The sequence below is a fragment of the Ideonella sp. WA131b genome (assembly GCA_023657425.1).
Lineage (GTDB): Bacteria > Pseudomonadota > Gammaproteobacteria > Burkholderiales > Burkholderiaceae_C > Rubrivivax.
Genome location: JAGTJW010000001.1, coordinates 1,005,195 through 1,028,040, shown reverse-complemented (window position 1 = coordinate 1,028,040; position 22,846 = coordinate 1,005,195). Strand labels below are relative to the sequence as shown.

Here is a 22,846-nt window from a genome sequence, read left to right as displayed (position 1 = left end):
CTGACCCCGACCAAGACCCTGGTGGCCGCTGCCCTGCTCGGCACCGCCTCGATGTTCAGCTTCGCCCAGGCGCCGGCTGCCGCCACCGCCCCTGCCGAGGCGCGCCCGCCCGCCACCGCCCGGGCACCGGCGGCCGCCCCGGCGAAGCACGCCGTCAAGACCCACAAGACGGTGAAGCACACCAAGATGGCCAAGCATGCCAGGCCGGCCGCGGCGACCGACGGCAAGGCCCCGCCCGCCGATCCGACGAAGTGAGCGACGGCCCGAGCGACGACCGGCCCGACACCCCGCCCGGGGTGATGGAGTTTCTGTTCACGGCGCTGATGCCGTCGGGCTGTCGGGCGCGCGCGAGGGCCACAACCGCTTCAACCTGGGCATGGCACCGTTGGCCGGGCTGGCGGCGCACCCGCTGGCGCCGCTGTGGCACCGGCTGGGCACCGGCTGGGCGCCGCCCTCTACCGCCACGGCGAGCACTTCTACAACTTCCGCGGCCAGCGTGGCTTCAGAGAGAAGTTCCACGCTCCTAGTGTAGTGTTGCGTTCTGTTTGGAACTTAAGCGCGCATTGGCCCGAATTACCTTCTGCAGGATGTCGGCGGCGCTCTTGGTCCAGATGAACGGCTTTGGTTTGGTGTTGTGATGGGCGACGTACTTTTCAATGGCAGTGATCAACTCGGGCACGCTCGTGAACACGCCACGGCGCAGCCGATTGACTGTGATGTCCCGGAAGAATCGCTCCACCATGTTCAGCCACGACGCTGAGGTCGGCGTGAAATGCATGTTGAAGCGTGGGCGCTTGGCCAGCCATTCCTGCACCGCAGGGTGCTTGTGCGTGGCGTAGTTGTCGGCGATCAAGTGCAGCGTTTTGTCCTTGGGCGTTTCACGATCGATCTTGCGCAGGAACTTCAGCCACTCTGCGTGCGTGTGACGCTGTTGGCATTGGCCAATGACGGTGCCGTCCAGCACGTTGAGCGCCGCGAACAACGTGGTTGTGCCATTGCGCTTGTAGTCGTGCGTCATCGTCTGCGCGCGCCCCTTCTTCATCGGCAGGCCCGGCTGCGTGCGGTCCAGCGCCTGTACTTGGCTCTTCTCGTCGCAGCAAAGCACCAACGCGTGCTCGGGCGGGGACATGTACAGGCCCACGATGTCTTCGAGCTTCTCGACGAACTTCGGGTCGCGGGACACCTTGAAGCCGCGCACCAAGTGCGGCTTCAGGCCGTTGGCCTGCCAGTGGCGCATCACCGTGCTCGGGCTGACCTTCAGCACTGCAGCCATCTTGCGAGTGCTCCAGTGCGTGGCAGCCACGGGCGTGCTCTGCGTGGTCAGCTCCACCAACTTGGCAACGTCCATCTTCACGGGCGGGGCGCCGCGCGGCAGGTCCTGTTCAATCCCCGGAAGGCCGGACTGCAGATAGCGCTCGCGCCAGCGAGCAACCTGCACGCGCCCTACGCCCAGTTGCTCGGCGATGTCCTTGTTCTGAAGGCCCTGTGCGGCCAGCAGGACGATCTGTGCACGCTGGGCCAGCCTGACGCTGGTGCGCTTGGAGCGCGCAAGCCTCGTCAGTTCGACCTCTTGCTCATCCGTCAACTCTATCCCTGGGGCAACTCGCAATTTTTCGCTCCATTGCAAACCGAAGTAGAGCATTGGAGGTGGAAAACTCAATTAAGTTCCTTCAAGAGTCGAACACTACACTAGCGCAAGTGCCGGCTCTGCGCGCCCTGCTCGAAGCGGTACACCGCCACGCTGGCGCGCCAGTTGGGCGCCAGGCGCAGCACCCGGCCCTCGTGCAGGCCGAAGGCGTCGGTCACGTGCAGGCCCAGGCGGCGGGCCAGCACGCCGAAGTCGGCGAAGGTGCCGACTCGGATGTTCGGCGTGTCGTGCCACTCGTAGGGCAGCGCGCGTGTCACCGGCATGCGGCCGGCGGCCACCTTCAGCCGATTGGGCCAGTGCGCGAAGTTCGGGAAGGCGACGATGCCGATGCGGCCCACCCGCGCCGTCTCGCGCAGCATGCGCTCGGTGTGGCGGATGGCCTGCAGCGTGTCGATCTGCAGCACGACATCGAAGCTCTGGTCGTCGAAGAGCGCCAGGCCTTCCTCGAGGTCGAGCTGCACCACGTCGACGCCACGCTGCACGCACTGCAGCACGTTGGCATCGGCCAGCTCCACGCCGTAGCCGCTGCAGCCCTTTTCGCGTTGCAGCCATTGCAGCAGTGCGCCGTCGCCGCAGCCCAGGTCGAGCACGCGGCTGCCGTGAGGCACCAGCGAGCCGATCACTTCGAGATCGCTGCGTTCAGACATGGGAGCCCCCGGGCTCGATGCGCTCGAACCAGGCCCGCACCACCGCGTGGTAGCGGGCGTCGTCCAGCAGGAAGGCGTCGTGCCCGTGTGGCGCGGCGATCTCGGCGTAGTTCACGGCGATGTCGTTGTCGACCAGCGCTTTCACGATCTCGCGGCTGCGCGCCGGCGCGAAGCGCCAGTCGGTGGTGAAGCTCACGACCAGGAAGCGCAGGCCGCGCGCCGCGGCGAACGCGGCCTTCAGGCTGCCGCCGTGTGCGCGTGCCGGGTCGAAGTAGTCGAGCGCGCGCGTGATCAGCAGGTAAGTGTTGGCGTCGAAGTAGGTGCTGAACTTGTCGCCCTGGTGGCGCAGGTAGCTCTCGACCGCGAACTCGATGTCGCGGGTGCTGTAGGTCAGCGGCGCGGCCTCGCCGGCCTGCAGGCGGCGGCCGAAGCGCGCTTCCATGGCGTCGTCCGACAGGTAGGTGATGTGCCCCAGCATGCGCGCCACGCGCAGTCCGCGGCCGGGCACCACGCCATGGCCGTAGAAGTGGCCGCCGTGGAAATCGGGGTCGGTGACGATGGCGCGGCGCGCGACCTCGTTGAAGGCGATGTTCTGCGCCGACAGGTTGGGCGCGGTGGCGATGACCGCCACGTGGCGCACGCGCTGCGGGTGGCGCAGCGCCCAGGCCAGGGCCTGCATGCCGCCGAGGCTGCCGCCGATCACGGCGGCGAGCTGCTCGATGCCCAGGCGGCTGAGCAGCCGGGCCTGCGCCTCGACCCAGTCCTCGACCGTGACCACCGGGAAATCGGCGCCCCACGGTCGCCCGGTGGCCGGGTTCGCGTGCATCGGCCCGGTGCTGCCGAAGCACGAGCCCGGGTTGTTGATGCCGATGACGAAGAAGCGGTTCGTGTCCAGCGGCTTGCCCGGGCCGACGAGGTTGTCCCACCAGCCCAGGCTGCCGTCGGGCGCGCTGCCGGCCACGTGGTGGCTGGCGTTGAGCGCATGGCACACCAGCACGGCGTTGCTGCGCGTGGCGTTGAGCGTGCCGTAGGTCTCGTAGGCCAGGTCGCAGGCCGGCAGCACCGCGCCGCTCTGCAGCGGCAGCGGCTCTTCAAAACGCATCGACTGTGGCGTGACGGAACCGACCGAACCCATGACCAAGAGAAAACCCGGTGCCGCGCGTCAACACGGACCCCGGGCGATCAGCGCAAGGCTGCTCATTCGGACATCCTGTGTAGTTCTGGCATCACATCGCTGCGCGACATGAGCCTTCTCAGAAGCGGGGGTACCGCTTTGGCCGCATTTGTTGAAAGCGCCCGCAATCCGGAGCAAATCGGCGCTGAAGCCAAAAGTATAGCCAGGGCCCTAACATGGCCTGCGATGAACACACCCGCCTTCACCGCCCTGATCGGCGCCCTGGCCTGCGCCGGGCTCTTGTGCCTGCCCACGGCGGCGCTGGCCCAGCCGGCTGACGAGCCCGGCCCCGAAACCCCTGCCGACGGCCGCCCGCCGCAGCCACTGTGGGAGGCAGGTCTGGCCGCCTTCGGCGCGCAGTCGCCGGCCTACCCGGGTGCGAGGCAGCGCACCCGCAACGCCATCGCGGTGCCTTACCTGCTGTACCGCGGCCGCGTGCTGCGTGCCGAACAAGGCATCGTGGGCGTGCGCGCGGCCCGTACCGAGCGCATGGAACTGGACGTCGGCTTTGCCGGCAGCTTTGGCTCTGCGGCGTCCGACAACGACGCCCGCCGCGGCCTGCCCAACATCGGCACGCTGGTGGAGTTCGGCCCGCGCCTGCGCTGGCGCCTGGGCCCGGCCTTTGGCGGCAACCTGGGCGTGGCGGTGCCGCTGCGCGGCGTGTTCGACGTCAGCAACCGCTTTGAATACCGCGGCATGGCGCTCGAGCCTTCGCTGCGGTGGAGCCGGCGGGCCGCCGGCTTCGACATCGGTGGCAGCCTGGGCCTGCTGATCGCCGACGAGCGCCTGGCCGACACCTTCTACGGCGTCGCACCCGCCTTCGCCACCGCCACGCGGCCGGCCTACGAGGCCCAGGCCGGGCTGGTGGCCACGCGCTTGTCGTTCAACCTCAGCCGTCGCCTGGGCCGCGATTGGGTGGTGTTTGGCTTTGCGCGAGTCGACAGCGTGCGCGGCGCCGCCAACGAGAGCAGCCCACTCGTGGGCAAGACACGCGGCACGGCCGTGGGCCTGGGCGTGTCGTGGACTTTTGCGCGCTCCGACCGCCCGGCGCAAAACTGAGCCCACCGACCATCGACCTGAGTGACAGGACCGCCATGAGCCCCATCCCCGGTTTCGAAGATTTCGAGCCGCTCGACCTGCCTGTCCAGGGCCGGCGCCTGCGCGGCCGCATTGGCGGCCGTGTCGGCGCGCCGCCGCTGCTGCTGCTGCACGGCTTCCCGCAGACGCACCTGCTCTGGCACCGCGTGGTGCCGCAGCTTGCGCCGCACTTCCGCCTCGTGCTGCCCGACCTGCGCGGCTACGGCGACAGCCAGGCCGCGCCCGACGAGCCGCAGCACACGCAGATGGGCAAGCGCGCGCTGGCCGCCGATGTGCTGGCGCTGATGCGGCAGCTCGGCCACGAGCGCTTTGCCGTTGCGGGCCACGACCGCGGCGGCCGTGTCGCACACCGCCTGGCGCTCGACGCACCCGAGGCGGTGACGAAGCTCGCGGTGCTCGACATCGCGCCCACGCTCGACATGGTCGAAGGCGCCGACTGGCGCTTCGGCCGCGCCTACTACCACTGGTTCTTTCTGGCGCAGCCGGCGCCCGAACCCGAGCGCATGATCGCCGCCGACCCCGTGCGCTACCTGCACCGCAAGCTTGGCGGCTGGGGTGCCGCCTCGCTGGCGCACCTGCACCCGGCGGCGCTGGCCGAGTACGAACGCGCCATCCAGCGGCCCGAGGTCGTGCACGCCATGTGCGAGGACTACCGCGCCGCGCTCACCTGCGATCTCGAACTCGACCGCGCCAGCCGTGCCGCCGGCGACAAGCTGGCCTGCGATCTGCTGGTGCTGTGGGGCGGCCGCGGCATCGTGCAGGCCCTGTTCGACCCGATGGCGCTGTGGCGCGCCGCCAGCCGCGGCCGCGTGCAGGGTGAGGCGCTCGACTGCGGCCACTACCTGCCCGAAGAGCAGCCCGAGGCCACGGCGGCGCAGCTGGGCGCCTTCTTTGCGCAGTGATCGAGCCGGTGGAACCGGTCTCGCAGGGCGAACGGTGGTGTGGGTGCCGGGCGAACCCTTTGCTCGCGCCGAGCGAACCTCGCCTTGTGTCCTGAGCGAACCTCTCCTTGTGTCCTGAGCAAACCTCTCCGCGCGGCCTGAGCAAACCTCTCCGTGCGTCCTGAGCAAACCCCTCTGTTCGCCCTGACAAAAACCCTCCTTTCGCTGTGAGCGAACCTCGCCGTTCGCTGTGAGCAAAACCTTCTGTTCGCTGGGAGCGAACCCCTCCGTTCGGTGCGAGCGAACCCCTCCGTTCGGCGCAAGTGAACCCCTCCGTTCGCGCTGAGCAAACCCTCCGTTCGGGCTGAGCAAACCCTCCGTTCGCCCTGAGCTTGTCGAAGGGCTCGTGAAGTGCACAGGCTGTAGGGCTGAGCTTGTCGAAGCCCCCCGGGAGCCCTTCGACAAGCTCAGGGCGAACGGAGGTTTGTGACGCGAGCCCTTCGACAAGCTCAGGGCGAACGGAGGTGTGTGGCGCAAGCCCTTCGACAGGCTCAGGGCGAACGGTGGTGTGTGACGCGAGCCCTTCGACAGGCTCAGGGCGAACGGAGGTTTGTGACGCAAGCCCTTCGACAGGCTCAGGCCGAACGGTGGTGTGTGACGCAAGCCCTTCGACAGGCTCAGGGCGAACGGAGGTTTGTGACGCGAGCCCTTCGACAAGCTCAGGGCGAGCGGTGGTGTGTGGCGCGAGCCCTTCGACAGGCTCAGGGCGAGCGGGTGCTGTTGCCCAGAGCGAGCGGTGGCTTCCCGGCCACGGGTGGGTCAGGCTGCCGCCGCCGGCAGCAAGCCCAGCAGGGCCAGCACCTCTTCTTTTGTGCGGTAGCGGCCAAAGCGCGCCTCGTCTTGCGCGCGCACGATGGGGAAGGTGTCGAGCACGTACGCCGCGTCGTCGGCGCCCAGGCCGTAGAGCCAGAAGAACAGCGCGTCCAGCGCGGCCAGGCGGCGGCGGCGGTCTTCGTCGTCCCAGCGGATGGGCGGCAGCACCTGGCCTTGCTCGTCGACATAGCCCAGGTCACGCGCAAACGGCGCCAGGTCGTGCGCGGTGTAGCTCAAGGCCAGCACCTGCGGCAGCACGAAGTCGGCGATGGTGGGCGCGGGGTGGTGGCCGTTCATCAGGCTGGCCTCACGAACGTGCTGGGTGAAGGCGGCGGGCAGCGGGTCGTCGAAGCGGGCGGGGGGGATGACGGGGAGTTGTTCGAGGATGAACCAGCTGAAGTTCTGCCCCTGGACCTTTTGGCGGGCAAGCCAGTCGAATGAGAACGAATTGAGAACCGCGAGAAGCAACGCGGTTGTGCGAGGTCCCTGTTCAGGAGGTGGCAGCAGCACCGACATGCTGTGGCCAACCCCGCTTTCCGGCAGGACGGCAGCAATCATGGTGCGCATGTTGGTCGGTGAAGTGACCGACTTGAATGCGAGCATCCAAGGCCGCGCGCCAAACCGTTGCGCGACCGCCCTTTCGACCCAGTATTGCGGTCCAGCTAAGCGTTGAGGATCGTGCTTCTCGCTGCTGCTCAAGGCTTCCGGCTGAGCCGCACGTTTCAGATTGGCCAGATTCACAGCCACATCGGCGGCACGGTGGTCATAAGCCTGAACCATCTTGCCCTCATAAAGCGGCACGACGGCCTCTGTCGAGAGCTCAGAGGCCTTTCGAAACCAGGACGAATCGTTGGTCATGTCAAACATCCTGGCGTAGGCGACGGGCCATGTGCTTCGCCGACCACTCTGAAGGTGGTGAACCAGCACGGGATGGATGGCAAAGACCTTCTTGGTCAACTCGAAGTCGCGGCGCGTTCTGAAGATGGGCGCTGAACCGGTGTTGGGATTGAGCAGACCGAAGTCAGCCGCGGTGAGCTGCAGCAACCGGCTCGCATCGGCCAACTCCGCCACGGTGTGCAGAAAGAAAGCCGCTCGCGTGCCCGCAAACCGCCGCGCCTCGCCGCCGAACACCAGCGTGCAGAACTTGAAGCGCGAGTCCACGTCTGGAAAGAACGCCTTCTTGTTTTCGAAGTCGAACAGCGCACCCAGCCGCTCCGTGGCGGCGATGCTGCGGAAAAATGCCGACGCTCCCTTGTCCGCCGCGATGCCACTGGGGGTCAGCAGCGCCACGACTCCCTGCGGCTTGGCCAAGGTCAGCGCTCGCTCGACGAACAAGCTGTATAGGTTGACGTCGCCAGTCGACAACAGCGGAAAGTCGCCGCCGTCGGCGACCACGCGGCGCTGCGCATCGGCCCTTTCAACCTGTCGGGTGAACTCTTGATGCAGTGAGGGTTGCTTGGTCGCCAAGCCCTTGATCAGCGCTTTGCGTTCGGATGCCTTCTGCGCGTGGGCGATCTCGGGAATCCGATCAGAGAACCACTGAACTTCTTCGACGCGCATCACGTCCCACGGCGGGTTGCCGATCACCGCGTCGAACCCCGGGTCCGCACCAGCAAACGCTGTCGGAAACGCCGTCCACCAGTGGAAGAAGCGCTCCTCAGCCGCCAGCGAGCGCACGCGCTGCAGCAGCGCCCGCGCGGCTTCGGGGCCTGCGCCCGCACCGTCCAGCGTGCCGGCGGCCAAAGTCGCCACGAGGTTGCGCGTGGGCTCCAGCAAGGTGTCCAGAGCCGCGCGCGTGGGCTCGTCGCACAGCTTCGTGAGCTTGGCCGCCTTGTCCACCGGCCAGCCCGGCACCAGCCAGCGCATCGCCCGCCAAAAGTCCAGCAGCGCGTGCACCGGCGCCACCTGGGCATCGGCCTCTTCGGCCAGCCGCTGGCTCAGCCGCGCCTCGGCGATGTCGACATCGGTGAAGTCGGCCACTTGCTGCAAGTTCTTGGCCGCGAGCTCCAACCGTTGCAGCTCGGCCTGCTGGAACAGCATGCCCAGCACTTGCAGGCCCTGCTGCACCGTGGCCAGGCGCTCGCCGTGCAGGCTGTCGCCGTGCTTCAAGTGGTGGTCCAGAAAACTCAGCGGCGCGCCCACGGTAAAGGTGTGCAGCCACAGCGCCGTCTTGGCCAGCTCCACGGCCATGGCGTTCTTGTCGACGCCGAAGACGCACTTCTTCAGCACCATGCGGCGCACGATGTGGCGGTCGTCGAGCTGCGCGTCGGCCACCGCCCAGCCGTGCTCGCGGGCTTGCTTCTTGATCGCGCCGCGCACGGCCGCCAGCCGCACCAGCAGCGGGCTCTCCCAGGGCCGGCCGCGCTCGGCCAGGTGCGCGGCCCAGGGCATGTCGGCCACGCGCAGCTGTGCGGCGGTGGCGGCCTCCAGCACGCGGTCGGCGATGAAGTCCACCAGCGCCACCAGGAAGTGGCCGCTGCCCATGGCGGGATCGCAGATCTTGAGTTCGAGGATGCGGCTGGCCGGGTCGGCCGCGTCCAGGCGCTCCCACTCGGCGGGGTTGAGCGAGCCCTTTTTCTTCCAGCCGTCGAGCAGCGTGTCGAAGGCGGCCACGCGCTCGCTGGCCAGCAGGCCCACGCTTTCGCGCAGGATGAGCTGCACCAGATCGTCGTGCGTGTAGTAGCTGCCCGAGACCTTGCGCGCAAAGCTGGCGGGCACGGCCGTGACGCGGTCGATCTCGGGGCTGTAGTGCAGGTCGGCCGGGGCCACCTCGTGCTGCAGCTGGTATTCGAGCAGCCGCTCGTAGATGCTGCCCAGGTGGCTGACGCTCAGGTCGCGGTAGTTGATCCAGCCGCGCAACAGGTCTTCCGTGCGGCGGCTGAGTGCGTCGATGATGGGCGCCAGCACCGCGTCGGGCACGCGCGTGCGCTCCAGCAGCAGGCTGCGGCCGCGGTTGAACAGGCCGCCGTTGTAGGCGGGCATGCCGATGGTGTCGTCGCCAACGTCACGATGAGTCCAGAACGCAGCCCTTCAGTGAGAGCCACAAGCGGTTAGCTGCGTGGCGGACCAGCGCTGGCCCGCGTCGACCTGTCGTCGCGCACGCGCTTCACGCAGCGCCCGCACGCTGTAGGCCCGGTACCGCTCATCCCCCACCGGCAGCAGCCGCCGGTCTTCGGCGTAGAACAGGAACAGCAGCCGGTACAGCAAGATGAGCGTGGCCTCGCGCACCTCTTCCAGGTACTCGCGGGTGTAGCGGTGGCGCGTGCCGCTGCCGTAGCCCACGGGTTCCTTCATTCGCCTCCAGGTCGCCACGCGCCAGCGCCTGCGCCAGCGTGGGAAAGATCTCGTCAAAGACGCGCCGGCCCAGATCGGCCGACACCTTTTCTTCGTACGCCCGGGCCTCGGCGCGGGCGTAGGCATGGAAACTGCGCGCCGCGCTGTCCCAGGTCTGCGTGAGAAAGGCCGCGCGGTTGAAGAGCAGAAAAAACAGCTTCAGCCCGTGCGCGGGCTCGGGCATGTCGATGTCCGGCTGCACGCCGGGCACGCCCAGCAGTGCGGCGAGGTCGAGTTCAAGAAACTCCTCGGCGCGCGAGCGGGCGTCTTGCCAGTACAGGCGCCAGACGCCGCCGTTGGTGAGCACGCCCCACTTGACGGAGCGATCGCTGGCCACGTCGGCGCGCGAGAGGTAGCGCAGCATCTGCGAGCTGGGCGCGCCGGGGTCGAGCGGTTCGTCGCTGGCGCCGCGGTCGAGCGGGCGCAGCCAGCGCTTCGCTTCGAGCAGCGCCAGGCCGTGGCGGTAGCGACGGTCGTCGTGTTTTTCGTCGAGGGCGCGCTGCTTGGCCGCGGCGTCGGCAAACAGCAGGATGTCGGGCACGTCTTCGCGCCGCTTGCCGCTGAGGTTGACCTGCGGCAGGTAGTCGTCGGCCCAGCCGAGCTCCATCAACACGCGCTCGATGACGAGCTGCTCGGTCTGCGCCTCGTTCATCACGGTGTCGGCCGACAGGCCGGCGAAGATGGCGCGCAGCCGCGGCTCGAAAGCCGCCGCTGCCTCGGCAGAAAGCGCCTGGTAGGGTGGCGTGTCGCGGATGCCGAAGCGCAGGAAGTCCTGCGAAAAAAGTTGTCCTTGCATGCGGGCAGCGTGGGGTGGCGGGGCAGTTTAAGGCGGCGTCTGCACAGCCCACTGCAGTGTTGCTGGCCGCGTCGCTGCCCGACCGCCGCACTAGCATCGGGTGCAGCCCGCCACCTGAAGCGGCGCCGGAGACACCCCATGCACGCTTGGCTTCACCGCCTCGACCAGCACTTCCCGGTGCGCTACACGGCGTGGCTGCTGTCGGCCGTGGTGGCGCTGTTGGGCGGCGTGGGCTGGGTGCTCGGCGGCCCGGGCATGCTCGGCCTGGCTGCGCTTGCGGGTCTGTTCCTCACGGCCCTGGGCTGGCGCGACACCCGCCAGACGCGGCACTCGGTGCTGCGCAACTACCCCGTCATCGGGCACCTGCGTTTCCTGCTGGAGTTCATCCGGCCCGAGATGCGCCAGTACTTCATCGAGTCCGACAACGAGGCCGCGCCGTTTTCGCGCCAGCAGCGCAGCCTGGTCTACCAGCGCGCCAAGGGCGATGCCGACAAGCGACCCTTCGGCACCCAGCTCGATGTGCATGCCCAGGGCTACGAGTGGATCAACCACTCGGTGGTGCCCTCGGTCATCGCCAGCCACGACTTCCGCATCACCGTGGGCGAGGGCGGCACGGGCTGCACCCAGCCCTACAGCGCCAGCGTCTTCAACATCTCGGCCATGAGCTTCGGCGCCCTCAGCGCCAACGCCATCCTGGCGCTGAACGGCGGCGCCAAGAAGGGCGGCTTCGCGCACGACACCGGCGAAGGCAGCATCAGCCAGCACCACCGCGTGCACGGCGGCGACCTGATCTGGGAGATCGGCAGCGGCTACTTCGGCTGCCGCGACGAAGCCGGGCACTTCAGCGAGGAAGGCTTCGCCCAGAACGCGCTCGATCCGCAGGTGAAGATGATCGAGCTCAAGCTGAGCCAGGGCGCCAAGCCCGGGCACGGCGGCGTGCTGCCGGGCCCCAAGGTCACGCCCGAGATCGCCGCCGCGCGCGGTGTGCCCGCGGGCGTGGACTGCGTGAGCCCGGCCCGCCACTCGGCCTTTGCCACACCGGTGGAGATGCTGCGCTTCATCGAGCGGCTGCGGCGCCTGTCGGGCGGCAAGCCGGTGGGCTTCAAGTTCTGCGTCGGCCACCCCTGGGAGTGGTTCGCCATCTGCAAGGCCATGCTCGAGACCGGCCTCCTGCCTGACTTCATCGTCGTCGACGGCGCCGAGGGCGGCACGGGGGCGGCGCCGCTGGAGTTCACCGACCATGTCGGTGCACCGCTGCAGGAGGGCCTGCTGCTCGTGCACAACACGCTGGTGGGGATGAACCTGCGCCAGCGCATCCGCCTCGGCGCGGCGGGCAAGGTGGTCAGCGCCTTCGACATCGCTCGCTGCATGGCGCTGGGCGCCGACTGGTGCAACTCGGCGCGCGGCTTCATGTTCGCCCTGGGCTGCATCCAGGCCCAGACCTGCCACACCGGCACCTGCCCCACAGGCGTGACGACGCAGGACCCGCTGCGCCAGCAGGCGCTGGTGGTGCCCACGAAGACGGAGCGGGTCTGGCGCTTCCACCAGCACACGCTGATGGCGCTGAAAGAGCTGGTGCAGGCCGCGGGCCTGCAGCACCCGGGCGAGGTCACGGCCAGCCACATCGTGCGCCGCGCGGCGCAGGGCGACGTCCGGCTGCTGGCCAACCAGCTGCCCTTCCTGAAGCCGGGCGCGCTGCTCGCGGCCCTCGAGGGCCGCGGCGAATGGCCGCACAACGTCTACCGGCTGTACTGGCCGGTGGCGCGCAGCGACAGCTTCTCGGCTGCGGGGTGATCCGGGGGCAGGGCTTCGACAGGCTCAGCCCGACGGGAAGCTACCCCCCGTTCGCCCTGAGCTTGTCGAAGGGCTGTTTCGAGCCCCGGCGATGGCTCAGCCCGGTGGGGCCGTGTCGATGTAGCTCTGCCGCGCAGCGAGCTTCTCGTGCCACTTGGCCAGGTTGGGGTGCGTGCCGCGCCAGTCGATCTGCGGGAAGCGGAAGTCCAGGTAGCCGAGGGCGCAGCCCGCGGCCACGTCGGCCAACGTGAAGTGCGTGCCGTTGCACCAGGCCTTGTCGCCCAGCCCCAGCGACATGCTGTGCATCGCGGCGTGCACGCGGCTCATCTGGCGGTCGATCCAGGCCTGCGACCGTTGCTCGCCGCTGCGACCGTGCCAGGTGGCCTCCAGGCGCGCGAGGATGGACGCGTCAAGCAGGCCGTCGGCCAGCGCCTCCCAGGTCTTGACCTCGATGCGCTCGCGGCCGCTGGGCGGGATCAGCTTGCCCACGGGGCTGAGGGTGTCGAGGTACTCGACGATCACGCGCGAGTCGAACACCGCCTCGCCGCCATCGAGCACCAGGCAGGGCACCTTGCCCAGCGGGTTGCTCTTGAGGATGTCGTCCTTGCCCCAGACGTCTTCGGCCACGAACTGGGCGTCGAGCTTCTTCTCCGCCATGACGATGCGCACCTTGCGCACGTAGGGGCTGGTCAGTGATCCGAGCAATTTCATCGTGTTGTGGTGTCAGGGCGGGGGCCGCCTCGTGTCATCCCTGGGTTCGATCCATTTTAGCCAGCAGGGCATGGCGGCGCGGTGCGGCGGCCAGTGAAGCCGTGAACGGACCCGCCACGCCCGCCCGGCCGTGCCGGGTTCATTCACGGCTGCCGACCGCGCCGTCGCCAGGGCCACGCACACTGCCTTGCCACTCCCCCTGAACAGGTGCACACTGGCCCCGAGTCTTCACGCACAGCCCCCGCGCGACCCATCCCGACCCTCCCGCTGCTGCCCTCCGCTGCCGCCCCAGCGCCGCCCCCGAACCCCATCCCCCCCGTTGTCCCGTGGCCGGCCGCCCTACCCCGGGCACCCGCCGGCGTTCCCGTCCCTTCGGCCCTTTCCCGAAAAGGAGGTTCTGATGAACTTGACGATCAGCGGCCATCACCTCGAAGTCACGCCGGCTTTGAGAGAGTACGTGCTCACCAAGCTGGATCGCGTGACGCGACATTTCGACCAGGTGGTGGATGTTTCCGTGCTGCTGACGGTGGAGAAGAACAAGGAGAAGGAGCGACGACAACGGGCCGAGGTCACCCTGCACGTCAAGGGCCGCGACATCTTTGTCGAGCATGCCGCGGAGGATCTCTACGCCGCGATCGACACGCTGATGGACAAGCTCGACCGGCAGGTCGTGCGCCACAAGGACCGCATGCAGGATCACCACCACGAAAGCCTCAAGCGCCAGACGGCCAGCGCCTCCTGAGCGCCCCCGGAGCCGGGCTGCGCCCGGCCCGTCGCCGACGGCCCTGCGGGGCCGTCGGCGTTGCGGGGCGGCGCGCGATGGGCGCCGCTTTGTTGCTGCAACGCAGCGAACGCTTGCAACAAGCGCTGTTTCGGGCCCTGACAAGGGGATCTGGCCGCTGGCCGGGCGCTATCATGATTTTTTGCAGATCGGCTGCAATCGCACGCCTGCCGGTGCCCCAAGGAGCGCCGGTGGTGCTGTCGCAGGAGGCCACGAGCCTCAGGGGAATGCCCAGATGAACCGTCTCGCCGCCATCCTGCCCGCCAGCAACGTGCTGGTGAACGTGGACGCGACCAGCAAAAAACGTGTCTTCGAGCAGGCCGGCTTGCTGTTCGAGAACCAGCACGCCATCGCCCGCGGGATCGTCACCGACAACCTGTTCGCGCGCGAGCGGCTGGGCTCCACCGGCCTCGGCCACGCGGTGGCCATCCCGCACGGCCGCATCAAGGGCCTGAAGAACCCGCTGGCGGCGGTGCTGCGTGTGCAGCAGCCGATCCCCTTCGACGCGCCCGACGACGAGCCGGTGGCACTGCTGATCTTCCTGCTCGTGCCCGAGGCGGCGACGCAGCGCCATCTGGAGATCCTCTCGGAGATCGCCGAGATGCTGTCCGACCGCGAGCTGCGCGAGCGCCTGAAGACCGAGGACGCCGCCGCTGCGGTGCACAAGCTGATCTCCGACTGGGAACCGCTCAAGTCGGTGGCCTGATGGTGCCCCCCGGCACGCTCGCGCCCGCCACCCCCCGAGGGGGCTCAGGCGGCGGCCCGGCGGAGCCGGTTCCGCGCCTGGCCTGGGCCGCCGTGGCGGGATGAAGCCCACAAGCATCAGCGCCGAAGCGCTGTTCGAAGCTCACCGCGAGGCGCTGCACTGGGCCTGGGTGGCCGGCCAGGGCCATCCGGAACGCCGCTTCGACGACGCCGCCGTGCGCGACGCGCGCAGCGCGGCCGACCTCGTCGGCTACCTCAATTACATCCACCCCTACCGCGTGCAGATCGTTGGCCGGCGCGAGGTGGGCTACCTCGAAAGCACCAGCCCCGAGGACGCCGAGCGCCGCATCGCGCGCATCGTCACGCTGGAGCCGCCGGTGATCATCGTTGCCGACGGCGTGAAGGTGCCGCCGCGGCTGGCGGCCATGTGCGACCGCGCCGAGATCCCGCTGTTCGCCACCGCCGAGAGCGCCGGCCACGTGATCGACCTGGTGCGCAGCTATCTCGGCCAGCACTTCGCCGAGCGCACCACGCGCCACGGGGTGTTCATGGACATCCTGGGCCTCGGCGTGCTGCTCACCGGCGAGTCGGGCCTGGGCAAGAGCGAACTGGGCCTGGAGCTCGTGTCGCGCGGCCACGGCCTGGTGGCCGACGACGCGGTCGACATCTACCGCATCAGCCAGACGGCGCTGGAAGGCCGCTGCCCCGAGCTGCTGCAGAACCTGCTCGAGGTGCGCGGCATCGGCCTGCTCGACATCAAGGCCATCTTCGGCGAGACGGCGGTGCGCCGGAAGATGCGCCTGAAGCTGATCGTGCACCTCGTGCGCAAGGAAACGCTGGAGCGCGAGTTCGAGCGCATGCCCTACGAGCCGCTGCACGAAGAGGTGCTGGGCCTGCCGGTGCGCAAGGTGGTGATCGCGGTGGACGCCGGCCGCAACCTGGCGGTGCTGGTGGAGGCCGCGGTGCGCAACACCGTGCTGCAGCTGCGCGGCATCGACACCTACCAGGAGTTCATCCGCCGGCACCAGGCGGCGATGGACAAGGGCGCGCCGGAATGAAGCCCCGCCGAGGCCCGAGCGCTCACTTGCCCGGCCGATGCGGGCAGGCGTCCTTGGCGCAGCGGGCGTACAGCGCCAGCGAGTGCTCCTGCAGCGTGTAGCCGCGCTCAGTGGCCACGGCGCGCTGGCGCTGCTCGATCTGCGCATCGAAGAACTCCTCGACGCGGCCGCAGTCCAGGCACACCAGATGGTCGTGGTGCTGGCCTTCATCAAGCTCGAACACCGCCTTGCCGCTCTCGAAGTTGCTGCGGATCAGCAACCCGGCCTGCTCGAACTGCATGAGCACGCGGTAGACGGTGGCCAGACCGATGTCGGCGCCATCGTGCAGCAGCACCTTGAACACGTCCTCGGCCGTGAGGTGGCGGCGCTCCGAGCGCTGGAAGACCTCCAGGATCTTGATGCGCGGCAGCGTGGCCTTGAGCCCGCTGCTCTTGAGTTCGTCGACGTGATTCACTCGCCTCTCCTGGCACGGCGGTGCCGCGGGACTGCGTCGCTAGAATCGGCGCATCATATCCAGCACGTGCAGCGGGGCACCGAACGAGCCCTGACTCGCGCCAGCCATGCGTCGATTCCTCGCCCCCGCGGCCGCCGCCGCCCTCGCCGCCGCCAGCAGCCTGCTGGCGGGCTGCGGGTCGCTCGACCGCACCGACAGCCTGGTCGGGCTGATCACGCCCTACCGCATCGACATCGTGCAGGGCAACGTGGTCACCCAGGAGCAGATGGCGCTCGTCCGCCCCGGCATGACGCGGCTGCAGGTGCGCGACGTGCTCGGCACGCCGCTGCTCACCGACCCCTTCCACGCCGACCGCTGGGACTATCTCTTCACGCTGCGCCGCCCCCGCACCGAGCCGCAGCGACGGGCCATCGTGGTGTTCTTTGACGGCGAAAGGGTGAAGTCGGTGCAGGCCCCCTCCGATCTGCCCAGCGAGCGCGAGTTCGTCGCCTCCATCGCCCGCCCGATCAGCGGCCGGCCGGTTCTGCTCGAGCTGAGCGAGGCTGAGCGCAAGGCGCTGCCGCCGCCCGCGCCGGTGGCCGCGCCCACCACGCTGCCGCCGCCGCAGGGCCCGGCGCGCAGCTACCCGCCGCTTGAACCGGGCTGAGGCGATGGCCGTGCGCGTCGCGATCGCCGGTGCCGGCGGCCGCATGGGCCGCATGCTGATCGAGGCCGTGCTGGCCGACCCGCAGGCCCGGCTGGCCGCGGCACTCGACGTGGCCGGCAGCCCGGTGCTGGGCCAGGATGCCGGCGCGCCACTGGGCCGCGCCACCGGCGTGGCTGTCGTCGCCGATGCTCACGCGGCGCTGGCCTCGGGCGTCGATGTGCTGATCGACTTCACGCGCCCCGAGGGCACGATGGCGCACCTGGCGCTGGCGCAGCGTCACGGCGTGGCCCTGGTCATCGGCACCACCGGCTTCACGCCCGCGCAAAAGGCCGCCATCGGCGCGGCGGCGCAACACGTGGGCATCGTCTTCGCACCCAACATGAGCGTGGGCGTGAACGTGATGGCCAAGCTGGTGGAGGCCGCCGCGCGTGCGCTCGACGACCGCTATGACGCCGAGGTCTACGAGGTGCACCACCGCCACAAGGTCGATGCCCCCAGCGGCACCGCGCTCGCGCTGGGCGAGGCCGTGGCGCGCGGCCGCGGCGTCGACTTCGCCACGCACGCCGTGCTCAGCCGCGAGGGCCAAACGGGTGAACGCATGCGCGGCAGCATCGGCTTCGGCACGCTGCGCGGCGGCGACATCGTCGGCGAGCACGTCGTGATGTTCGCCGGCACCGGCGAGCGCATCGAGATCGCGCACCGCAACGGCAGCCGCGCCAACTACGCCGAGGGCAGCCTGCGCGCGGCCCACTTCCTGGCCGCCCACGGCCCCGGCCTGTACGGCATGACCGACGTGCTGGGCCTGTAGCCTGCCGCGATGGACGGGCTGGCCCAGCTCTGGAACGCCGCCGACGGCGTGGGCCGCGGCACCGCGCTGCTGCTGCTGGCGATGTCGATCGCAGCCTGGGTGCTGATCGTCTGGAAGACCTGGGTGCTGCGGCGCGCCGCCGCTGACCTGGCGCGTGCGCTGCCGGCGTTCTGGGATGCCCCCTCGCGCGCCGACGGGCGCGCGCGGCTGCAGGCGCTCGACCGCGAACGCCTGCTGCTGCCGCTGCTCGACGCCGCCGAGGCCGAGCCCGCCGCGGCCACGCTGCAGGCCGCCGCGCGGCCCGAGAGCCAGCGCACACGGCGGCTGCGGGACGCCCTGCAGGCCGCGCATGTGCAGCTGCAGTCGGGGCAGGTGGTGCTGGCCAGCATCGGTGCCACGGCGCCCTTCGTCGGCCTCTTCGGCACCGTCTGGGGCATCTACCACGCGCTGGTGGGCCTGGTGGGCGTCGGGCAGGTGTCGCTCGACCAGGTGAGCGGCCCGGTCGGCGAGGCGCTCGTCATGACGGCCGCCGGCATCGCCGTGGCCGTGCCCGCGGTGCTGGCCTACAACCTGTTCGGCAGCTGGATCGCCGAGTGCCAGGCCCAGCTCGAAGGCTACGCGCACGACCTCCTGGACCTGTAGCGCCATGGCCTTCGGACGCCTGACACGGCGCGAGCCCTCCACCGCCAGCAAGGGGCCGATGAGCGACATCAACATGACGCCGCTGATCGACGTGATGCTGGTGCTGCTGGTGATCTTCATCGTCACCGCACCGCTGCTGGCCAGCCGGCTGCAGCTGGAGCTGCCCGCCTCCGATGCCGCGGCCGGCGGGGGCAGCAGCCCCGTGCTGGCGGTGAGCATCGACGCGCAAGGCCGCGTGTTCCTGGGCGACGAGGCGCTGCCCGAGGCCGCGCTGCGCAGCCGCCTGGAGGCCGCCGCCCGCGCGGCGGTGGCGCGCGACCCCGCCACCGAGCTGCAGCTGCGCGCCGACCGCGCCGTGCCCTATGGCCGCGTGGCCGAGCTGATCGGCTGGGTGCAGGGCGCGGGGCTGGTGCGCATCGGGCTGGTCACCGATCGTCCGACAGAGGCGTCGCCGAGGTAGCGCTCCCTACAATCCCGGCGATGAACGACAAGTACGTCCCCGCCGAAGTCGAAGCCGCCGCGCAGGCGCACTGGGCCGCGACCGGCGCGCACCACGTCACCGAAGACGCGGGCCGCCCCAAGTTCTACGCCTGCAGCATGCTGCCCTACCCCAGCGGCAAGCTGCACATGGGCCACGTGCGCAACTACACCATCAACGACATGATGGCGCGCTGGCTGCGCATGAAGGGCTACAACGTGCTGATGCCGATGGGCTGGGACGCCTTCGGCCTGCCGGCCGAGAACGCCGCCATCGACAACGGCGTGGCCCCTGCGGCCTGGACGCGCGCCAACATCGCCGACATGAAGAGCCAGATGCAGCCGCTGGGCCTGGCTTTCGATTGGAGCCGCGAGCTCGCCACCTGCGACGCCGGCTACTACAAGTGGAACCAGTGGTTCTTCCTGAAGATGCTCGAGAAGGGCATCGCCTACAAGAAGACGCAGGTCGTCAACTGGGACCCGGTCGACCAGACCGTGCTGGCCAACGAGCAGGTGGTCGACGGCCGCGGCTGGCGCAGCGGCGCACCGGTGGAAAAGCGCGAGATCCCCGGCTACTACCTGGCCATCACGAGATACGCCGACGAGCTGCTGGCCGGCGTGACCGACCCCACGCACCGCGACTACCTGGAAGGTTGGCCCGAGCGCGTGCGGCTGATGCAGGAGCACTGGATCGGCAAGAGCGAGGGCGTGCGCTTCGCCTTCATGCACGACATCCGGGGCGCCGATGGCGAGCCCATCCAGGGCGGCCGGATGCACGTCTTCACGACGCGCGCCGACACCATCATGGGTGTCACCTTCTGCGCCGTGGCGCCCGAGCACCCGCTGGCCGCGCACGCCGCCGCCGGCAACCCGGCGCTGGCGGCCTTCATCGACAAGTGCAAGCAGAGCGGCACCACCGAGGCCGAGCTGGCACTGCGCGAGAAGGAAGGCATGGACACCGGCCTCGTCGTGCGCCACCCGCTCACCCAGCAGGACGTGCCGCTGTGGGTGGGCAACTACGTGTTGATGGGCTACGGCGACGGCGCCGTGATGGGCGTTCCTGCGCACGACGAGCGCGACTTGGCCTTCGCGCAGAAGTACGGCCTGAGGATCCAACAGGTGGTGCATGTCGACGGCGAGGTCTACGACCACCAGCGCTGGCAGGATTGGTATGCCGACAAGCAGCGCGGCGTGACCGTCAACTCCGGTGTCTACAGCGGCCTGTCGCACAAGGCTGCGGTCGACGCCATCGCCGCCGCCCTGGCCGAGCGCGGCCTCGGCGACAAGAAGATCACCTGGCGCCTGCGCGACTGGGGCATCAGCCGCCAGCGCTACTGGGGCACGCCCATCCCCATCATCCACTGCCCGCAGTGTGGTGCCGTGCCGGTGCCCGAGACCGACCTGCCGGTGCTGCTGCCCGAGGACCTCGTGCCCGACGGCAGCGGCAACCCGCTGAACAAGTGCGAGGCCTTCCTGCGCGTGAAGTGCCCGAGCTGCGGCGCGGAGGCCCGCCGCGAGACGGACACCATGGACACCTTCGTCGACAGCGCCTGGTACACCATGCGCTACTGCTGCCCCGGCAGCGACGAGGCGATGGTGGATGCGCGCAACGAGTACTGGATGCCCATGGACCAGTACATCGGCGGCATCGAGCACGCCGTGCTGCACCTGCTGTACGCGCGCTTCTGGACCAAGGCCATGCGCGACCTCGGTCTGGTGTCGTACGGCGAGCCCTTCAAGCGCCTGTTCACCCAGGGCATGCTGCTCAACGAAAGCTACTGCCGAGAAGACGGCTCGGGCAAGAAGCGCTGGTTCTACCCGAGCGAGGTCGACGTGCGCTTCGACGAGCGCGGCGCGCCGGTCTCGGCCACCGCCAAGGCCGACGGCCTGCCGGTGCAGCTGGGTGGCATCGAGAAGATGTCCAAGAGCAAGAACAACGTGGTGGAGCCGCGCGACATCATCGCGAAGTTCGGCGCCGACACGGCGCGCGTGTTCACCATGTTCGCCGGCCCGCCCGACCAGAGCGCGGCCTGGAGCGACAGCGGCGCCGAGGGCTGCTGGCGCTTCCTGCGCCGGCTGTGGGCCTTTGGCGCCAAGCACGCGGCAGCGATCAAGGCCGCGCCGGCCACGGCCGGCGGCAATGCGCCGCTGCGCCGCGAGATGCACCTGCTGCTGCGCCAGGTGACGGGCGACTACGAGCGGCTGCAGTACAACACCGTGATCAGCGGCGCGATGAAGATGCTCAACGCGCTGGAAGACGCCGCAGCAGCGGCCGAGCCGGCCACCAAGGCGGCAGACGTGCGCGAGGGCTACGGCATCCTGCTGCGCGCGCTGTACCCGGCCGCGCCGCACGCCACCCACGGCCTGTGGGCGGCGCTGGGCTTTGATGCCGCGCTGGGCCTGCTGCACGACACGCCCTGGCCCGCCGTCGACGAGGCGGCGCTGGTGCAGGACGAGATCGAGCTCGTGCTGCAGATCAACGGCAGGCTGCGCGGCGCACTGCGCGTGCCGGCCCGCGCCGACCGGGCCGCCATCGAAGCCGCAGCGCTGGCCAGTGCCGAGTTCGCGAAATTCAGCGAGGGCCAGGCGCCGAAGAAGGTCGTCGTTGTGCCGGGCCGGTTGGTGAATGTTGTCGTCTAGACGGCGATTGCTGGCCTTGCCGGCGGCGGCGGCGCTGCTGGCCGGCTGCGGCTTTGCGCGCCGGCAGCCGCCCAAGCTGGCGTTCCGCTCGATCGCGTTGGTGGGCTTTGCGCCGCGCAGCCCGCTGGCGGCCGAGCTGGTGCGGGCCCTGCGCGAACAGGTCCAGGTGCTGCCCTCACCCGACCGCGCCGAGGTCGTGCTCGAGGCGCACGAAGACCTGCGCGACAAGGGCGTCGTGGCCAGCACCGCCGCCGCACAGGTGCGCGAGGTGCAACTGCGCCTGCGCCTGCAGTTCAGCGCCCGCACGCCGGGCGGTCGGCTGCTGATCCCGCGTGCCGATCTGACGGCGGCGCGCGACCTGTCCACTACCGAGAGCGCTTCGCTGGCCAAGGCCCACGAAGAAGCCGAGCTCTACCGCGAGATGCAGGCCGACCTCGTGCAGCAGGTGCTGCGGCGGCTGGCCAGCATCGTCGTGTAGCGCCTACCATCGCGGGCCATGCAGATCCGCGCCGACGCCCTCGACGCCGCGCTGGCCCGCGGCCTGAAGGGGTTGTACGTGGTGCACGGCGACGAGCCGCTGCTGGCCCAGGAGGCGGCCGACACCATCCGCGGCGCCGCGCGCGCGGCCGGCTACACCGAGCGCCAGGTCTTCACGGTGGCCGGCTCGCACTTCGACTGGAGCGCCGTGGTCGGCGCCGCGCAGGCGATGAGCCTGTTTGCCGACCGCCAGCTGATCGAGATCCGCATCCCCTCGGGCAAGCCGGGCAAGGACGGCTCCGAGGCTTTGCAGCGTTATGTCGAGCACCTGTCGGACGACGTGCTGACCCTGGTGACGCTGCCCGGACTGGACGGCCAGGGCCTGAAGAGTGCGTGGTTCGCCGCGCTCGACGGCGCCGGGGCCGCCATCAAGGTGGAGCCGGTGCCGCGCCACGCGCTGCCGGCCTGGCTGGCCCAGCGCCTGGCGCGCCAGCAGCAGAAGGTCGTGCCCGGCGACGAAGGCCAGCGCACACTGGCCTTTTTTGCCGACAGCGTGGAGGGCAACCTGCTGGCCGCGCACCAGGAGCTGCAGAAGCTGGCGCTGCTGCACGGCCCCGGCGAGCTGCGCTACGAGCAGGTGGAAGCGGCGGTGCTGAACGTGGCGCGTTACGACGTGGCCCAGCTCTCCGAGGCCGTGTGGGGCGGCCAGGTGGCGCGCGCGCTGCGCATGCTCGACGGCCTGCGCGCCGAAGGCGAGGCCGCGGTGCGCGTGCACTGGCTGCTGGCCGAAGACGTGCGTGCGCTGGCGCGGGTGACGGCCGCGCTGCGCGAGGGCCGGCCCATCGGCATGGCCATCCAGGAGGCGCGCGTCTGGGGCGCGCGGCAGCGCGCGCTGGAGCGCGTCGCGCCGCTGTTGGCCGAGCACCGGGTGGCCGCGCTGCTGGACGCCGCGGCCATTGTCGACGGCATCTGCAAGGGTCTGCCACATGCCGCCTGGCCCGTGGATGGCTGGGGCGCGCTGCGGCGCTGGATGCTGTCGATGCTGGAGGCCGCGGCCCCTGCGACCGCGCCGGCCGCCGGCAGCAAGGGCCGCCGCGTGTGGCTGGCGCTCAGCGCCTGAGGCAGCCCGATCCGTTCGCCCTGGGCCTGCGCCGCCCGTTCGCCCTGGGCCTGCGCCGCCCGTTCGCCCTGAGCCTGTCGAAG

21 protein-coding genes are annotated in these 22,846 nt (G+C 69.9%); 14 read left to right on the top strand and 7 right to left on the bottom strand.

From position 1 onward, the window contains the following. Positions 1-21 precede the first annotated feature (21 nt). Complete coding sequence (locus KA711_04780) at positions 22-255, top strand: hypothetical protein (protein MCM0608296.1); 234 nt, start codon at positions 22-24, stop codon at positions 253-255. A 268-nt stretch (positions 256-523) separates the two neighbouring features. On the opposite strand, the gene KA711_04775 is transcribed toward KA711_04780, so the two are convergent. From KA711_04775 to KA711_04765, 3 genes are read right to left on the bottom strand one after another with little or no spacing between them, the layout of a single operon-like run. Continuing rightward, on the bottom strand, positions 524-1,642 hold the full coding sequence (locus KA711_04775) for an IS630 family transposase (protein ID MCM0608295.1): 1,119 nt from the start codon (positions 1,640-1,642) through the stop codon (positions 524-526). Between the two features lie 47 nt (positions 1,643-1,689). Continuing rightward, positions 1,690-2,295, bottom strand: coding sequence for a methionine biosynthesis protein MetW (metW, locus tag KA711_04770; GenBank protein MCM0608294.1), 606 nt, complete (start codon positions 2,293-2,295; stop codon positions 1,690-1,692). Then, on the bottom strand, positions 2,288-3,430 hold the full coding sequence (locus KA711_04765) for a homoserine O-acetyltransferase (GenBank protein ID MCM0608293.1): 1,143 nt from the start codon (positions 3,428-3,430) through the stop codon (positions 2,288-2,290). Before KA711_04765 ends, metW begins: the two co-directional genes overlap by 8 nt. A 225-nt stretch (positions 3,431-3,655) precedes the next feature. Here KA711_04765 and KA711_04760 point away from each other — a divergent pair, with 225 nt between their 5' ends. Further along, the gene (locus tag KA711_04760; GenBank protein MCM0608292.1) at positions 3,656-4,528 is read left to right on the top strand and encodes a MipA/OmpV family protein; all 873 of its coding nucleotides are present in this window, start codon (positions 3,656-3,658) and stop codon (positions 4,526-4,528) included. 35 nt (positions 4,529-4,563) lie between these two features. Further along, entirely contained in the window at positions 4,564-5,469 is a 906-nt protein-coding gene (locus KA711_04755; GenBank protein ID MCM0608291.1) for an alpha/beta hydrolase, read from the top strand. Between the two features lie 798 nt (positions 5,470-6,267). Here the strand turns inward: KA711_04755 and KA711_04750 are convergent. Together KA711_04750 and KA711_04745 are read right to left on the bottom strand one after the other, a co-directional pair. Further along, complete coding sequence (locus tag KA711_04750; protein MCM0608290.1) at positions 6,268-9,303, bottom strand: Eco57I restriction-modification methylase domain-containing protein; 3,036 nt, start codon at positions 9,301-9,303, stop codon at positions 6,268-6,270. 160 nt (positions 9,304-9,463) lie between these two features. Then, on the bottom strand, positions 9,464-10,450 hold the full coding sequence (locus KA711_04745) for a hypothetical protein (GenBank protein MCM0608289.1): 987 nt from the start codon (positions 10,448-10,450) through the stop codon (positions 9,464-9,466). 138 nt (positions 10,451-10,588) lie between these two features. On the opposite strand from KA711_04745, the gene KA711_04740 reads away from it, so the two are divergent. Beyond that, positions 10,589-12,244, top strand: coding sequence for an FMN-binding glutamate synthase family protein (locus KA711_04740; GenBank protein ID MCM0608288.1), 1,656 nt, complete (start codon positions 10,589-10,591; stop codon positions 12,242-12,244). Positions 12,245-12,340: 96 nt separating this feature from the next. On the opposite strand, the gene KA711_04735 is transcribed toward KA711_04740, so the two are convergent. After that, complete coding sequence (locus tag KA711_04735) at positions 12,341-12,955, bottom strand: glutathione S-transferase N-terminal domain-containing protein (protein MCM0608287.1); 615 nt, start codon at positions 12,953-12,955, stop codon at positions 12,341-12,343. A gap of 400 nt (positions 12,956-13,355) precedes the next feature. On the opposite strand from KA711_04735, the gene raiA reads away from it, so the two are divergent. The 3 genes from raiA (at position 13,356) to KA711_04720 (ending at position 15,499) form a co-directional block, all read left to right on the top strand. Beyond that, the gene (gene raiA, locus KA711_04730) at positions 13,356-13,697 is read left to right on the top strand and encodes a ribosome-associated translation inhibitor RaiA (protein ID MCM0608286.1); all 342 of its coding nucleotides are present in this window, start codon (positions 13,356-13,358) and stop codon (positions 13,695-13,697) included. Positions 13,698-13,971: 274 nt separating this feature from the next. Beyond that, positions 13,972-14,442 carry a PTS sugar transporter subunit IIA gene (locus tag KA711_04725; protein ID MCM0608285.1) on the top strand — a complete coding sequence of 157 codons (471 nt, stop codon included), beginning with the start codon at positions 13,972-13,974 and terminating at the stop codon, positions 14,440-14,442. 100 nt (positions 14,443-14,542) lie between these two features. Beyond that, a complete protein-coding gene (locus tag KA711_04720; GenBank protein MCM0608284.1) occupies positions 14,543-15,499 on the top strand; it encodes an HPr kinase/phosphorylase in 957 nt (318 codons plus the stop codon). 22 nt (positions 15,500-15,521) lie between these two features. Here KA711_04720 and fur read toward each other — a convergent pair whose 3' ends face one another. Continuing rightward, positions 15,522-15,953 (bottom strand): ferric iron uptake transcriptional regulator, encoded by a 432-nt coding sequence (gene fur, locus KA711_04715; protein MCM0608283.1) that lies wholly within the window; start codon positions 15,951-15,953, stop codon positions 15,522-15,524. A gap of 106 nt (positions 15,954-16,059) precedes the next feature. On the opposite strand from fur, the gene KA711_04710 reads away from it, so the two are divergent. From KA711_04710 to KA711_04680, 7 genes are read left to right on the top strand one after another with little or no spacing between them, the layout of a single operon-like run. After that, positions 16,060-16,599 carry an outer membrane protein assembly factor BamE gene (locus tag KA711_04710; GenBank protein ID MCM0608282.1) on the top strand — a complete coding sequence of 180 codons (540 nt, stop codon included), beginning with the start codon at positions 16,060-16,062 and terminating at the stop codon, positions 16,597-16,599. Between the two features lie 4 nt (positions 16,600-16,603). Next, positions 16,604-17,407 carry a 4-hydroxy-tetrahydrodipicolinate reductase gene (dapB, locus tag KA711_04705; protein ID MCM0608281.1) on the top strand — a complete coding sequence of 268 codons (804 nt, stop codon included), beginning with the start codon at positions 16,604-16,606 and terminating at the stop codon, positions 17,405-17,407. A gap of 9 nt (positions 17,408-17,416) precedes the next feature. Continuing rightward, a complete protein-coding gene (locus KA711_04700; GenBank protein ID MCM0608280.1) occupies positions 17,417-18,049 on the top strand; it encodes a MotA/TolQ/ExbB proton channel family protein in 633 nt (210 codons plus the stop codon). 4 nt (positions 18,050-18,053) lie between these two features. Then, positions 18,054-18,509, top strand: a complete 456-nt coding sequence (locus KA711_04695; GenBank protein MCM0608279.1) for a biopolymer transporter ExbD — start codon at positions 18,054-18,056, stop codon at positions 18,507-18,509. A 20-nt stretch (positions 18,510-18,529) separates the two neighbouring features. After that, the gene (gene leuS / locus KA711_04690; GenBank protein ID MCM0608278.1) at positions 18,530-21,166 is read left to right on the top strand and encodes a leucine--tRNA ligase; all 2,637 of its coding nucleotides are present in this window, start codon (positions 18,530-18,532) and stop codon (positions 21,164-21,166) included. Next, positions 21,156-21,644 (top strand): hypothetical protein, encoded by a 489-nt coding sequence (locus KA711_04685; protein MCM0608277.1) that lies wholly within the window; start codon positions 21,156-21,158, stop codon positions 21,642-21,644. Before leuS ends, KA711_04685 begins: the two co-directional genes overlap by 11 nt. An 18-nt stretch (positions 21,645-21,662) precedes the next feature. Further along, positions 21,663-22,763: a DNA polymerase III subunit delta gene (locus KA711_04680; protein ID MCM0608276.1), complete on the top strand. Its 1,101-nt coding sequence runs from the start codon at positions 21,663-21,665 to the stop codon at positions 22,761-22,763. Positions 22,764-22,846 lie beyond the last annotated feature (83 nt).